The 13,847-nt window shown below is 74.3% G+C and carries 13 protein-coding genes; 9 read left to right on the top strand and 4 right to left on the bottom strand.

Going from position 1 to position 13,847, the window contains the following annotated elements:
• The first annotated feature begins 6 nt into the window (after positions 1 to 6).
• A complete protein-coding gene (locus tag B100_RS0108125; protein ID WP_024883944.1) occupies positions 7 to 426 on the top strand; it encodes a ribonuclease domain-containing protein in 420 nt (139 codons plus the stop codon).
• A 52-nt stretch (positions 427 to 478) separates the two neighbouring features.
• On the opposite strand, the gene B100_RS0108120 is transcribed toward B100_RS0108125, so the two are convergent.
• Entirely contained in the window at positions 479 to 682 is a 204-nt protein-coding gene (locus B100_RS0108120) for a hypothetical protein (RefSeq protein WP_024883943.1), read from the bottom strand.
• Between the two features lie 179 nt (positions 683 to 861).
• Here B100_RS0108120 and B100_RS0108115 point away from each other — a divergent pair, with 179 nt between their 5' ends.
• The 3 genes from B100_RS0108115 to B100_RS0108105 are packed head-to-tail and all read left to right on the top strand — an operon-like array spanning position 862 to position 3,332.
• Positions 862 to 2,112 (top strand): histidine kinase, encoded by a 1,251-nt coding sequence (locus B100_RS0108115; protein ID WP_024883942.1) that lies wholly within the window; start codon positions 862 to 864, stop codon positions 2,110 to 2,112.
• Positions 2,113 to 2,170: 58 nt separating this feature from the next.
• Entirely contained in the window at positions 2,171 to 2,845 is a 675-nt protein-coding gene (locus tag B100_RS0108110) for a response regulator transcription factor (protein WP_024883941.1), read from the top strand.
• 52 nt (positions 2,846 to 2,897) lie between these two features.
• Positions 2,898 to 3,332 (top strand): PaaI family thioesterase, encoded by a 435-nt coding sequence (locus B100_RS0108105; protein WP_024883940.1) that lies wholly within the window; start codon positions 2,898 to 2,900, stop codon positions 3,330 to 3,332.
• A gap of 80 nt (positions 3,333 to 3,412) precedes the next feature.
• Here B100_RS0108105 and B100_RS0108100 read toward each other — a convergent pair whose 3' ends face one another.
• The gene (locus B100_RS0108100; RefSeq protein ID WP_024883939.1) at positions 3,413 to 4,435 is read right to left on the bottom strand and encodes a Gfo/Idh/MocA family protein; all 1,023 of its coding nucleotides are present in this window, start codon (positions 4,433 to 4,435) and stop codon (positions 3,413 to 3,415) included.
• A 128-nt stretch (positions 4,436 to 4,563) separates the two neighbouring features.
• Between B100_RS0108100 and B100_RS0108095 the strand changes: the two genes are divergently transcribed.
• From B100_RS0108095 to B100_RS0108075, 5 genes are all read left to right on the top strand, one after another.
• A complete protein-coding gene (locus B100_RS0108095; protein WP_199785224.1) occupies positions 4,564 to 5,301 on the top strand; it encodes a GntR family transcriptional regulator in 738 nt (245 codons plus the stop codon).
• Between the two features lie 233 nt (positions 5,302 to 5,534).
• A complete protein-coding gene (locus B100_RS0108090; RefSeq protein ID WP_024883937.1) occupies positions 5,535 to 6,683 on the top strand; it encodes an ROK family glucokinase in 1,149 nt (382 codons plus the stop codon).
• Positions 6,680 to 7,285 (top strand): hypothetical protein, encoded by a 606-nt coding sequence (locus B100_RS0108085; RefSeq protein ID WP_024883936.1) that lies wholly within the window; start codon positions 6,680 to 6,682, stop codon positions 7,283 to 7,285. The genes B100_RS0108090 and B100_RS0108085 overlap by 4 nt, the downstream gene beginning before the upstream one ends.
• Before the next feature lie 87 nt (positions 7,286 to 7,372).
• Positions 7,373 to 10,240 (top strand): DEAD/DEAH box helicase, encoded by a 2,868-nt coding sequence (locus B100_RS0108080; protein ID WP_024883935.1) that lies wholly within the window; start codon positions 7,373 to 7,375, stop codon positions 10,238 to 10,240.
• Positions 10,237 to 12,489 (top strand): SWIM zinc finger family protein, encoded by a 2,253-nt coding sequence (locus B100_RS0108075; RefSeq protein ID WP_024883934.1) that lies wholly within the window; start codon positions 10,237 to 10,239, stop codon positions 12,487 to 12,489. The genes B100_RS0108080 and B100_RS0108075 overlap by 4 nt, the downstream gene beginning before the upstream one ends.
• 69 nt (positions 12,490 to 12,558) lie before the next feature.
• Here the strand turns inward: B100_RS0108075 and B100_RS0108070 are convergent, their stop codons facing one another.
• Entirely contained in the window at positions 12,559 to 12,924 is a 366-nt protein-coding gene (locus B100_RS0108070; RefSeq protein WP_024883933.1) for a metalloregulator ArsR/SmtB family transcription factor, read from the bottom strand.
• 203 nt (positions 12,925 to 13,127) lie between these two features.
• Positions 13,128 to 13,502 carry a roadblock/LC7 domain-containing protein gene (locus tag B100_RS0108065; protein WP_024883932.1) on the bottom strand — a complete coding sequence of 125 codons (375 nt, stop codon included), beginning with the start codon at positions 13,500 to 13,502 and terminating at the stop codon, positions 13,128 to 13,130.
• Positions 13,503 to 13,847: the final 345 nt, after the last annotated feature.

The following is a 13,847-nucleotide window of genomic DNA, read 5'->3' as shown; positions in this document are numbered from 1 at the left end:
TGGGCTATGCGATTCCCCCCACGCGCGGCCCGGTCCGGCGCCGCAGCAGCCCTTCTGTCCGTCCTTCTGCTGGGCGGCGGCGGAGCCCTCGCCGCGCCGGCGGCCCACGGCGCCCCCGTCGCCGCGGCGTCCGTCCTCGCGGTCGGTGACATATGCGCGAGCGACCTGCCCGCCGAGGCGCACGACACCCTCGACCTGATCGACCGGGGCGGCCCCTTCCCGTTCGAGCAGGACGGCACCGTCTTCCAGAACCGGGAAGGCGTCCTGCCGGACCGGTCGAGCGGCTACTACCACGAGTACACGGTGATCACGCCCGGTTCCCCCACCCGTGGCGCCCGCCGGATCGTGACCGGTGAGGAGTACCAGGAGGACTACTACACCGCCGACCACTACGCGTCGTTCGACCTGGTCGACCACACCTGCTGACCAGGACGGCGACGCGGCGGCAGGGACGGTGCGGCGGCCGGCCGCCTGCCGGTCACCCGCCCGGCTTCCGGCTCTCCGCGACGGCGAACAGGGCGATCCCCAGCACCAGCAGGGCGACGCTCGCGTAGATCTCGTAGCCGTCGAAGAACCCGGTCCGCCGCACCAGGCCCCAGTCCCAGCCGGTGAACTCCGTCACCAGACCGGCCACACCCTGCAGCACGGCCACGAAGCCCAGTACCTCCAGCAGTTTCCTCATGCCCCCGACTCTCGCCCCGCGGACCCCCCACCCACATCGGCCGCGGGGCGAGCCCTTTCCGACCGAGGTGGACGACCGGCGCGCTCAGGGACGCCGAAAGTCGCCGCCCGCCCGACTTCGGTCGACGATCCCGCCCGCGGGGCGTCCCGTGCGCTGCCCTCCGCATAGATTTGTCGACCGTGACTGATGACAACGCGGCACGGACCGCCCCGGTGTTCACGGGGCCCAGGTGGTTCTTCCCGTCCGCCCTCATCCACGAACTCGACCCGGACGCCGCCCGCTCGGGGCGCCGGCCCCGGCGTACCGCCCGCGACTGGCTCGTCGACTTCGCCTGCTTCCTGCTGGCCGTCCTGATCGGACTGCTCGGCGCGGAGACACTCGACAACACCCCTGACCTTCCCCGGTTCGTGAGCGTGGCCGACCAGGTGCTGGGCGCGCTGTCGTGCGGCGCGGTCTGGCTGCGCCGACGATGGCCGTTCGCCCTGGCCGCCGTCATGGTGCCGGTCAGCTTCGTCTCGGAGACCTCCGGCGGCGTGGCGGTCATCGCCCTGTTCACGCTCGCCGTGCACCGGCCCTTCCGGTACGTGGCCTGGGTGGCGGGCGTCCAGCTGGCGCTCGTACCGCTGTACTTCTGGTGGCGTCCCGACCCGGACCTGCCGTATGCGGCCGCGGTCGTCCTGCTCGTCGTGCTGACGGTCGCCGTCGTCGGCTGGGGCATGTTCGTCCGCTCCAAGCGGCAGCTCATGCTGAGCCTCAAGGACCGCGCCCGGCGGGCCGAGACGGAGGCGCGGCTGCGGGCCGAGCAGGCGCAGCGGCTGGCCCGCGAGGCCATCGCACGTGAGATGCACGACGTGCTGGCGCACCGGCTGACGCTGCTCAGCGTGCACGCGGGCGCCCTGGAGTTCCGGCCCGACGCCCCGCGCGAGGAGGTCGCGCGGGCGGCCGGCGTGATCCGGGAGAGCGCCCACGAGGCCCTGCAGGACCTGAGGGAGATCATCGGGGTGCTGCGGGCCGGCGAGAGCGAGGACGGCGGCCGGCCGCAGCCGACGCTCGCGGCGCTCGACTCCCTCGTCGCCGAATCCCGGCAGGCGGGCATGAAGGTCACCCTGGAGCAGCGGGTCACCGACCCGGCCGGCGTCCCCGCGTCCGTCGGCCGCACCGCCTACCGGATCGCCCAGGAGGGCCTGACCAACGCACGCAAGCACGCGCCCGGCACGGAGGTCACCGTGTCGGTCGCCGGCGGGCCGGGGGAGGACCTCGCGGTGACCGTGCGCAACCCCGCCCCGGAGGGGGACGTACCGGCCGTGCCGGGCGCCGGGCAGGGACTGATCGGGCTCACCGAACGGGCCACCCTGGCCGGCGGCACCCTGGAACACGGCCCCGCCCCCGACGGCGGCTTCGAGGTACGGGCACGGCTGCCATGGCGATGACTCCCGTCCCGCCCCTCGGTGTGTCCCCGTGCCGCCCGGCCATGATTACGTACCGTCCATGACTGCGATCCGCGTGCTTCTCGTCGACGACGACCCGCTGGTGCGGGCCGGGCTGTCCTTCATGCTGGGCGGGGCCGGCGACATCGAGATCGTCGGCGAGGCCGCCGACGGCGCCGAGGTGGGGACGCTCGTCGACCGCACCCGCCCGGACGTCGTCCTCATGGACATCCGGATGCCGTCCGTCGACGGGCTCACCGCGACCGAGTCGCTGCGGACCCGCGAGGACGCCCCCCAGGTCGTGGTGCTGACCACCTTCCACGCCGACGACCAGGTGCTGCGCGCCTTGCGCGCGGGCGCCGCCGGGTTCGTGCTCAAGGACACCCCGCCCGCCGAGATCGTCGCCGCGGTACGGCGCGTCGCCGCCGGGGACCCGGTGCTGTCGCCCGCGGTCACCCGGCAGCTGATGGCCCACGCGGCCGGTGCCGCGGGCGACACGCGGCGGGCCCGGGCCCGGGAGCGCGTCACCGGGCTCAACGACCGCGAACGCGAGGTCGCCGTCGCGGTCGGCCGGGGCCTGGCCAACGCGGAGATCGCCGCCGAGCTGTACATGAGCGTGGCCACCGTCAAGACGCACGTCTCCCGCATCCTGGCCAAGCTCGGCCTGAACAACCGGGTGCAGATCGCCCTGCTCGCCCACGACGCGGGACTGCTGGAGGAGACCGGGAGCTCCTGACGCCCGTCGCCCGGCCCGCGTACCGTCCGCCCGCCCCGAGGAGGCCCGCCGCATGACCTCGCCCCCCGACCTCGACCTCGCCACCGCACGGCGGCTGCTGGACGCGCAGCCCTTCAGCAGGCTGCTGGGCGCCCGGCTCACGGACTTCGGCGACGGCGGGGCGACCCTGGAGATCGACATCCGCGAGGACCTGCACCAGCAGAACGGCTTCCTGCACGGCGGGGTCCTCGCCTACGCGGCGGACAACGCCCTCACCTTCGCCGCGGGCGCCGTCCTCGGCCCGGCCGTGCTGACCGGTGGCTTCTCCGTCCAGTACCTCCGCCCGGCCACCGGCCGCACCCTGCGCGCCCGCGCCCACGTGGTCCACGCGGGCCGGCGCCAGGCCGTGACCCGCTGCGACCTGCTCACCGTGGCGGAGGACAGCACGGAGACCCTGTGCGCGGTGGCCCAGGGAACGGTCCTGCCGGTCACCGCCAGGACGTCGTGAACGCGTTTCCGCCCTGGCACCTCGAACCGGTTCCGCCCGGGCACCTCGGACCGTTTCCGTCAGGACTTCGTGAACGCCCTCTAGGCCGGCGCGTCCGCGGAGCTGCTCAGCAGTTCCGCGGGGCGGACCGCTCTGCGCTCCCGGCGGGACCGCTCGCAGGCCTCCGCGATCAGCAGGGCCCGCAGGGCCTCACGGCCGTCGCAGGGGTTGGGCCGCTCGCCCCGGACCACCTCGACGAACGCGACGAGTTCGGCCTCGTAGGCGGGCCCGAACCGTTCCAGGAAGCCCGTCCACGGCTTGTCCGCGGCCGGCGGTCCGGTCGGTTCCGTGGAGGCGATCGGCGTACGGTCGTCCAGGCCGACGACGATTTGGTCCAGCTCCCCGGCGAGTTCCATGCGGACGTCGTAGCCGGCGCCGTTCAGCCGGGTCCCGGTGACCGTGGCGAGGGTGCCGTCGTCGAGGGTGAGGAGCGCCGCGCCGGTGTCGACGTCGCCCGCCTCGCGGAACATCGGGGGACCGGCGTCCGATCCGCCGGCGTAGACGTCCACGACCTCCCGGCCGGTCACCCAGCGCAGGACGTCGAAGTCGTGGATGAGGGTGTCCCGGTACAGCCCGCCGGACTGCGCCAGACGCGAGGGGGCCGGCGGCTCCGCGTCGCTCGTCATCGCCCGTACCGTGTGCAGCCGCCCCAGCCTGCCCGTCCGCACCGCCTCACGGGCGCCCGTGTAGCCCCGGTCGAACCGCCGCTGGAAGCCCATCTGCAGCACCGTCCCGGCGGTCTCCACCTCCGTGATCGCCTGTAACGTCCCGGCGAGATCCAGGGCGATGGGCTTCTCGCAGAAGACCGGCAGCCCCGCGCGGGCCGCCCGGCCGATCAGATCGGCGTGCGCGGACGTGGCCGCGGTGATCACCACGGCGTCCACTCCCCAGGTGTAGATCTCGTCCACCCCCGGCGCCGCCGTCTCGCCGAGGCGGTGGGCGAGTGCCTGGGCCCGCGTCGGATCGACGTCCGTGAGGATCAGGGACCCGACCTCGCGGTGCCTGCTGAGTGTGTGGGCGTGAATGGTGCCGATGCGGCCCGTACCGATGACCCCGATGCGCATGGAAACAAAGTGGGGCTCGCACCGCTCCCTGTCAATGCGTATGTCCGGACAACCGAACTACACGACTTCCCGTCAACAGCCCGCCGGACTACGCTCACCCCGTGCCGAAACCAGAAGTGGACCCCACCGTGCAGCTGGAGCTCAGCGTGGACCGCGGCTCCCCCGTGCCGTTGTACTTCCAGCTGTCCCAGCAGCTGGAGTCCGCCATCGAGCACGGCACCCTGACCCCCGGCACCCTGCTGGGCAACGAGATAGAGCTGGCCGCACGGCTCGGCCTGTCCCGGCCGACCGTCCGCCAGGCCATCCAGTCGCTCGTCGACAAGGGCCTGCTGGTGCGCCGCCGCGGGGTCGGCACCCAGGTGGTGCACAGCCAGGTCAAGCGCCCGCTGGAGCTCAGCAGCCTCTACGACGACCTGGAGTCCGCGGGACAGCGGCCCACCACGGCCGTGCTGGTCAACACCATGGTCACCGCGTCCGCCGAGGTCGCCGCCGCCCTCGGGGTGACCGAGGGCACCGAGGTGCACCGCATCGAACGCCTGCGGTCCGCGCACGGCGAGCCCATCGCGTACCTGTGCAACTACATCCCGCCCGCCCTGCTCGACCTGGACACCGGCCAGCTGGAGGCGACCGGCCTGTACCGGCTGATGCGGGCCGCCGGGATCACCCTGCACAGCGCACGGCAGACCATCGGCGCGCGCGCCGCCACCGCCGTCGAGGCCGAGCGGCTGCGTGAGCAGCCCGGCGCCCCGCTGCTCACGATGCAGCGGGTGACCTTCGACGACACCGGCCGCGCGGTGGAGTACGGCACGCACACCTACCGGCCCTCGCGGTACTCCTTCGAGTTCCAGCTGCTGGTGCGCAGCTGAGCGCGATCCCGTGAGGGCTCTCGCGGCGCCGTGAGCGCGTGGCCGCCGTCGCGGTCGTCGCATTGTCCGGACAATGTGACCGGATCCACAGAGGCGTGACGCGCGCACCGTGAACCGGTGCGGACGCGAACGGGGGAAGGCCCGCCGCCGGCCGTTTCCGGTGCCGGATCCGACGTACCCCGCCACCTGCCCGGTACCGCGTTCGGCGGTCCCGTGCGGCACAATCGCACCCGATGAGCACCTACCGCGACTTCACCGCCCCCATCGGATCCCGGCGCGCCACCGTCCTGAGAACGGTCGGCACCCGGGAGCGCCGTTCCCACCTGTCGGCCCCCCGGGTCCCGACCGTGGGCATCGACATCGGCGGCACCAAAGTGATGGCGGGCGTCGTGGACGCCGACGGCAACATCCTGGAGAAGCTCCGCACGGAGACCCCGGACAAGTCCAAGAGTCCGAAGGTCGTCGAGGACACCATCGTGGAGCTGGTACTGGACCTGTCCGACCGGCACGACGTGCACGCCGTCGGGATCGGCGCGGCCGGCTGGGTCGACGCCGACCGCAACCGCGTGCTCTTCGCCCCCCACCTGTCCTGGCGCAACGAACCCCTCCGGGACCGTCTCGCCGACCGCCTCGCCGTCCCGGTCCTCGTCGACAACGACGCCAACTCCGCCGCCTGGGCCGAGTGGCGCTTCGGCGCCGGCAGCGGCGAGGACAACCTCGTCATGATCACGCTCGGCACCGGCATCGGCGGCGCGATCCTGGAGGACGGCAAGGTCAAGCGCGGCAAGTACGGCGTCGCCGGAGAGTTCGGCCACATGCAGGTCGTCCCCGGCGGCCACCGCTGCCCGTGCGGCAACCGCGGCTGCTGGGAGCAGTACAGCTCCGGCAACGCCCTGGTCCGCGAGGCCAAGGAGCTGGCCGCCGCCGACTCCCCGGTCGCCTACGGGATCATCGAGCACGTCAAGGGCAACATCGCCGACATCAGCGGCCCGATGATCACCGAGCTGGCCCGCGAGGGCGACGCCATGTGCATCGAACTGCTCCAGGACATCGGCCAGTGGCTCGGCGTGGGCATCGCCAACCTGGCCGCCGCCCTCGACCCCTCCTGCTTCGTCATCGGCGGCGGTGTCTCCGCGGCCGACGACCTGCTCATCGGCCCCGCGCGGGACGCCTTCAAGCGGCACCTCACCGGCCGCGGCTACCGCCCGGAGGCCCGTATCGTCCGCGCCCAGCTCGGCCCCGAGGCCGGTATGGTCGGCGCCGCCGACCTCGCCCGCCTCGTCGCCCGCCGCTTCCGCCGCGCCAAGCGCCGCCGTGTCGAGCGATACGAGCGCTACGAGCGCTTCGCCGGGGCCCGCCGTACGACCTCGGAGTCGCTGTGACGGGCGAGCTTCCCCCGCTGACGGGCGACCCCGGCCACCCCGGCGGGCCGGACGACGCGGGCGGGTCGCAGCCGGGCGAGGACCGGCGGCACATGATCCGCCGCCGCGCCCTCACCCTGCTGATCATCGTGCTGCTCATCGGCGTCCCGGCCGGCTACCTGGTGATCTCCGCGAACCAGAGCCGGGCCAGCGGCAAGGACAAGGAGGCGAAGTACTCCGCGACCGGCCTGACCGAGGGCTGGCCGTCGAAGCTCCAGCGCCGCATCTACCAGGTGCCGATACCGCATCCGGCCTGGTGGGTGGCCTCGTACGAGACCAACAACTGGAAGACCAGCCGCCTGTACGTCGAGTTCGAGACCAGCGACGCGGGCCTGACCGCCTTCCTCACCAGCATGGGCATGGCGGAGAAGGACCTGAAGGAGGACCGCCTCACCATCGGCGAGCGCGACCGCGAGGTCACCGGCTGGACCTTCGACGGACCCGGCACCTGGTCCGGCCTGGTGCACAAGCAGGAGAACCCCGCGCCCACCCACGACGTGGTCGTCAACCACGACAAACCCGGCTACCCCCGGGTGTACGTCGTGGCCCGCACCGTGCCCTGACCCCGGGCGCCGGAGCCGGTTGTCGGACCCCGCCCGTAGAGTCGAAGACGACTGGTCCGACCGGCGGGCGGGGAGGTGACAAGGCGTATGGGCGAGGCGACCGTGACGGCGGTGCCCGGGACGGGTGACGGACTCGTCGCGTCGTCGCACCTCCCGGCCGTGTTCCTGCCCGCACCCCTCCCACGCGACGGGCGGATCGCCTTCTACGACCCCGAGGGCGCGGACATGCCCTCCGAGGAAGGGGAAGACGACCGGCGTACGGACCTCACCGTCGTCCGGCCGCACGGCGCGGGAGTGCGCCGGCGCACCGTCCCCGCGCTGTCCCTGCCCGTGGACGAGGCCCTGCCCCTGCTGGTCGCCGCCCGGTACGACCCCGCGGCCCACCCGGCCACCGCCTGCTGGGGCGCCGCCGCCCTGCACGCGCTGCGGCTCACCGCCCGCGGACGCCTGCTGCCCGGCCTCACCGCCGAGGGGTACGACGCCTGGCGGGCCGGCCCGCTCGAACCGGACGACGTGGCACACCTGCGCGCGGTGGCCGCCGCCCTGCCCTACGAGGGCCACGCGGTGCCGCTGCCCGGGCCCGGCCCCCTGCGCCTGCCCACGCCCGAGGCGCTCGTCCGTGCCTTCCTGGACGCGGTCGCGGACACCCTGCCCCGTACCCCCGCCGCCCCCTACGCCTCCGGCCTGCCGTTCGCCGCGCGGCGGCCCCAAAGGCTGCCCGACGCCCGGGACTGGGCCGCCGAGGTCGCCGCCGGGATGGACGCGGGCGTGCGGATCTCGCTCCGCCTGGACCTGTCCGCCCACGACCTCTTCGACACCGGGGAGACCGCCGGCGGCGAGGGCGGCGGCGCGCGTGGCGCGGGCGCCGCGATCGTGCAGGTGCACAGCCTCTCCGACCCGACGCTGGTGGCCGACGCGGCGGCCCTGTGGTCGGGCGAGGCGGACCACGGCTTCGGGCCGCGCGCCCGGGTGGACGCCGCCCTCGCCGTGCGCCGGGCGGCCCGCGTCTGGCCCCCGCTCGACCGGCTCGCCGACCAGGACGTGCCGGACGTACTGGCTCTGTCCGAGGACGAGTTGAGCGATCTGCTCGGGGTCGTGGCCACCCGGCTCGCGGCGGCCGGCGTCGCCGTGCACTGGCCCCGCGACCTCGCGCAGGACCTCACCGCCACGGCCGTGGTCCGGCCCGCGCCCGGCTCGGCGACCGACGGCACCGGCTTCTTCGAGAGCGAGGACCTGCTGCGGTTCGGCTGGCAGATCGCCCTGGGCGGCGACCCGCTCGGCGAGGCCGAGATGGACGCCCTGGCCGAGGCGCACCGCCCGGTCGTCCGGCTGCGCGACCAGTGGGTGCTGGTCGACCCCGCCCTCGTCCGCAAGGCCCGCAAGCGCGACCTGGGGCTGCTCGATCCCGTCGACGCCCTGTCCGTCGCCCTCACCGGCGAGGCGGAGGTCGACGGCGAGACGGTGGAGGCGGTGCCCGCGGGGACGCTGGCCGCCCTCCGCGACCGTCTGACGGCCGGCGTGCGGCCCGCAGCGCCTCCGCCCGGCCTGGACGCCACCCTGCGCGACTACCAGCTACGCGGCCTGGCCTGGCTCGACCTCATGACCTCCCTCGGTCTCGGCGGCTGCCTCGCCGACGACATGGGCCTCGGCAAGACCGTCACCCTCATCGCCCTGCACCTGAAGCGGGCCCGCCGCGAACCCACCCTGGTGGTCTGCCCAGCGTCCCTGCTCGGCAACTGGCAGCGGGAGATCACCCGGTTCGCCCCCGGCGTGCCCGTACGCCGCTTCCACGGCCCGGACCGCACTCTCGACGACCTGGACGGCGGCTTCGTCCTCACCACCTACGGCACCATGCGCTCCGCCGCGCCCACCCTCGCGGAACAGCGCTGGGGCATGGTCGTCGCCGACGAGGCGCAGCACGTCAAGAACCCGCACTCGGCGACCGCCAAGGCGCTGCGCACCATTCCGGCCCCGGCCAGGGTCGCCCTCACCGGCACCCCCGTGGAGAACAACCTCTCCGAGCTGTGGGCCCTGCTGGACTGGACGACCCCCGGGCTCCTCGGCCCGCTGAAGTCCTTCCGCGCCCGGCACGCGCGGGCGGTGGAGACCGGCGAGGACGAGCAGGCGGTCGAGCGGCTGGCCCGGCTCGTCCGCCCGTTCCTGCTCCGGCGCAAGAAGTCCGACCCGGGCATCGTCCCCGAGCTCCCGCCCAAGACGGAGACGGACCACCCGGTGCCGCTCACCCGCGAGCAGGCCGCGCTGTACGAGGCGGTGGTGCGCGAGTCGATGGTGGCCATCGAGACCGCGCAGGGCATGGGGCGCCGCGGGCTGGTGCTCAAGCTGCTGACCGCGCTCAAACAGATCTGCGACCACCCCGCGCTGTACCTGAAGGAGGAACACGCCCCGGCCGGCGACCGACTCGCCGCCCGCTCAGGCAAACTCGCCCTGCTGGACGAGCTGTTGGACACGGTGCTCGCCGAGGACGGCTCGGCCCTCGTCTTCACCCAGTACGTCGGCATGGCCCGCCTGATCACCCGCCACCTCGCCGAGCGCGCCGTCCCGGTCGACCTGCTCCACGGCGGTACGCCGGTGCCCGAGCGGGAGCGGATGGTGGACCGTTTCCAGAGCGGTGCTGTGCCGGTCCTCGTGCTCTCGCTCAAGGCGGCGGGGACGGGACTGAACCTCACCCGGGCGGGTCATGTCGTCCACTTCGACCGCTGGTGGAACCCGGCGGTGGAGGAACAGGCCACCGACCGCGCGTACCGCATCGGCCAGACCCAGCCCGTCCAGGTCCACCGGCTGGTCACCGAGGGCACGGTCGAGGACCGCATCGCGGAGATGCTCCAGTCCAAGCGGGCCCTCGCGGACGCGATCCTCGGGTCGGGCGAGTCGGCGCTCACCGAGCTGTCCGACCGCGATCTGTCCGACCTGGTGTCCCTGCGGAGGTCGGCATGACACCCCGCCCGTCGGAGGAGGCACGGGAGGCGCTGCGCGCGGCGCGGGCACGGGTGTCCGAGGGGGAGCTTCCGGAGGACGAGTCGCAGGGCGGGGTGCGGGGCGGCCCGCAGGGAGAGTCGCGGGGCGGGTCGTCGGCGGGGGAGGAGCCCTCGCCGGTCCGGGAGGCGTCCCCGGCGCCTCAGGCCCCGCGTCCGTCCGAGGCGGCCCGTGAGGCCCTGCACCGCGCGCTGCGGGCACGGCGGGGTGTATCCGCCGAGCCGCGACCCGAGCCGCAAGCCGGGCCGGAGTCCTACGCCGAGGCCTCCGGGGAGGTGACCGACGAGCCGCGGCCGACCTCGGACGCGGTGGCCGGGGGAGTGACGGGTGACGTGCCCCCGTACGCGGACACGGCGGTCGCGGATCACACGGCGGCCGAGGACACGGCGGCCGAGGACACGGCGGCCGAGGGTGCGTCGCCCGCCGAGGACGAAACAACCGACGAAGCGCGACCGAACCCGGTCGAGACCGCTGTCCCGGCCCCCGGCCCGGAGGACAGTGCCGACTCCGCCCAGGGGGCCGATGCTGCCACCCCCGCGACCGGCGTGGGCGCGGAGACGTCGGCCCACCGCCCCGGTGACATCGCGCGGGAGGCGTTGCGCGCCGCACGCGAGGAAGCCGCGCGGGCCCGCGCCCGCGAGCAGGTGGACGAGGCCAAGCGCACCCGACGGGCCCCGGCACCCGCGCCCAGGGTGCCACGCACCACGCGGGGCGAGCGCGCGGCCGACCGCCGCGCGCGGGAGATCCGGGAGACCCTGGCCGACGCCTTCCGCATGCCCGGCACGGCGGACGACCCGGCCCCGGACGCACCCGCCGACGTTCCCGGCCGCCGGCCGGATGCCCGGCCGCCCGCCCGCGAAGGCACCGCGCCCGGGACAGCGCCAGGCACACGGACCACCGGCGAACCGGCGGCGGCGCCCCCCGTCGCCCCGTCCTCCATGGCCGCCCCCGCGCGGGACGGCGACCTGCGCCGTACCTTCCCGTCGTTCCCGCCCCGCTCCTCGGACGGCGCCGAGCGGTTCGCGGAAACCTGGTGGGGCAGGGCGTGGGTGACCGCGCTGGAGGACGGCGCGCTGGACCCCGCCCGGCTCGCCCGCGGACGCGGCTACGCCGAACAGGGACACGTCGACGCCATCACCGTCACGCCCGGCCTGGTCCTCGCGTACGTCCGGGGCAGCCGCGCCCGGCCCTACCGGGTGCAGGTGCGGCTGCGGACGTTCGACGACGCCGACTGGGAGCGGTTCCTGGACGCCGCCGCCGAACGCCCCGGCCACATCGCGGCGCTGCTGGACAAGGAGATGCCGCAGTCCCTCGCCGACTGCGGGGTCCCGCTGCTGCCCGGCCCCGGCGACCTCGCCCCGCGCTGCAGCTGCCCCGACTCCGGGCACCCTTGCAAACACGCGGCAGCCCTCTGCTACCAGACCGCGCGGCTGCTCGACGCGGACCCGTTCGTGCTGCTCCTGCTGCGCGGTCGGAGCGAGCGCCAGGTGATCGACGCGCTGTCCCGGCTCAGCGCCGCCCGCGCCGCCCGTGCCGCCCAGGGCAAGGAACCGGAGCCGCTGCCCGGCATACGGGCCACCGACGCCCTGGCCCGGCGCGGCCCCGAACTTCCGCCGCCACCCTCGCCGTTGCCCCCGCCGTCGCACCCGGAGCAGCCCCCCGTCTACCCCGCGTCGCCCGGCGGCCCCGACCCGTTCGCGCTGGACCAGCTCGCCACCGACGCCGCCGCCCGCGCGCACGCCCTGCTCACCACCGGCCGTGACCCGGTCGGCCCGCTCACCCTGTGGCACGACGCGGTGCGACTGGCCGCCGCCCGCCCCGGCTCCGGACTGACCGCCGGCACCCGTGCGCTGTACTCCTCCCTCGCCCGGGCCGCCGGCCGCACCCCCGGGGACCTGGCGCGCGCGGTGGCCGCCTGGCGCCAGGGAGGCCCGACCGGGCTGGCCGTGCTGGAGGAACCGTGGGACCCGCCGGCCGGCCGCTTCGACCGCGCCCGCCCCTTGCTGCTCGCCGCCGACCTGCCCGCCTTCCGGCCCTGGCACAACCGCCTCACCCACCCCCGCGGCCATGTGCAGCTCCGCCTCGGCCGCGACCACCTCTGGTACGCGTACGAGTCGGAGCCGGACCAGGACGACTGGTGGCCCCGGGGCACCCCCGACCCGGACCCGGTCGGCGCCCTGACCGGCCTGGACACCCTCGGCGACCTGTGACGAGAGGTCCCGGCCGTCCCCGCTCACGAGTGCCTGAGCGCCCCCCGTCGACGAGGTTGACGTGCGGGCCTAACCTTCCCCGCCGCCGGGCGCCGTCGGCACCGGCACGTCGACCTGCCGCAGCTCTGCCAGCAGTTCGCTCTGCCCGGCCAGCAGTTCGGTGAGGATCCTGCGGGCCGCCCGGAGCAGTTCGGCGACGTCGCCGCCCGCGAGGGCGTAGGTCACGGTGGAGCCCTCCCGTACCGAGACGACGATGCCGGACCTGCGCAGCACCGCCAACTGCTGTGACAGGCTGGACGGTTCGATGTCGATGTCGGCGAGCAGGTCCCGCACCGGCACGGGCCCGTGCTGCAACAGCTCCAGGACCCGGATGCGCACCGGGTGCCCCAGCATCCGGAAGAACTCGGCCTTGGCCTGGTAGAGGGGGACTTGCATGGGTGCGCGCTCCCTGCCGCGTCGGGAATGTTCTCCAGGGCGCGGCGGCGCCCACGTCGGGCGCCGCCGCACGATGTGCCGTCCTTCGCCGTCGATCCTTCTGGCTCGGCGTGACGCGCGCCCATGGCTTGGGGCCATGTTCATGTGGCGACTTGCAGAACTCTTCACATCATGGGCGCGCGTCGGCCGGGACCCGGGGCGGTTCACACTTCCAGTTGTTCCTCGATCCGCTTGAGCTGGTGGCGGGCCATCGCCAGGTTCGAGCGGGACTTGTCCAGCACGAGGTACAGGAACAGGCCGTTGCCGCTGCGGCCGGTGACCAGGCGGATCAGGTGGTACTGGGACTCCAGCGTGATGAGGATGTCCTCGATCTGGCCGGTGAGGCCCAGCAGTTCCATCGTGCGCACCTTGGCGCGGATCACATCCGTGTTGCCGGCCGCCGCGACGGTGAGGTCCAGGTCCTTCCCCCCGCCCAGCGTTCCCAGCGCCATGCCGCTCGAGTAGTCGACGACGGCCGCTCCCAGGGCTCCTTCGACGACGGTCATGATGTCCTTCAGCGACACTTCCACAGTTGCCACGGGTGTCTCCCTCTCCAGTCGTTGCGTGCTCGCGGCGGCCTCCACGGGGCAGCCCACTCGCCCCGGCCGCGCTGGAACCGTAGGCGGGCGACACCGGCCCGAGGGCACGGGTTTTCGAGGATGTCCCCGGATGATCGAATACGGGCGCCGGGGAACTGCCGTTTGCGTGAGGTGAGTTCGAAAAGCTCCGAACATCCGGACGTGAAGCGCCAGTTGACCACCCGGTCGACCACCGGCACCGCGGTGACGACGAGATCGGACCGGTCGCCGCTCCGCACCGTTGCCGGCGCCACACCGGAACGCCACGTCAGCCTGCGTGACGGCGTCGCCACGATGACCCCGATC

It is taken from the genome of Streptomyces sp. CNH189, assembly GCF_000527195.1.
The sequence above is the reverse complement of the archived record's forward strand: the minus strand, read 5'-3'. Positions and strand labels throughout refer to the sequence as shown.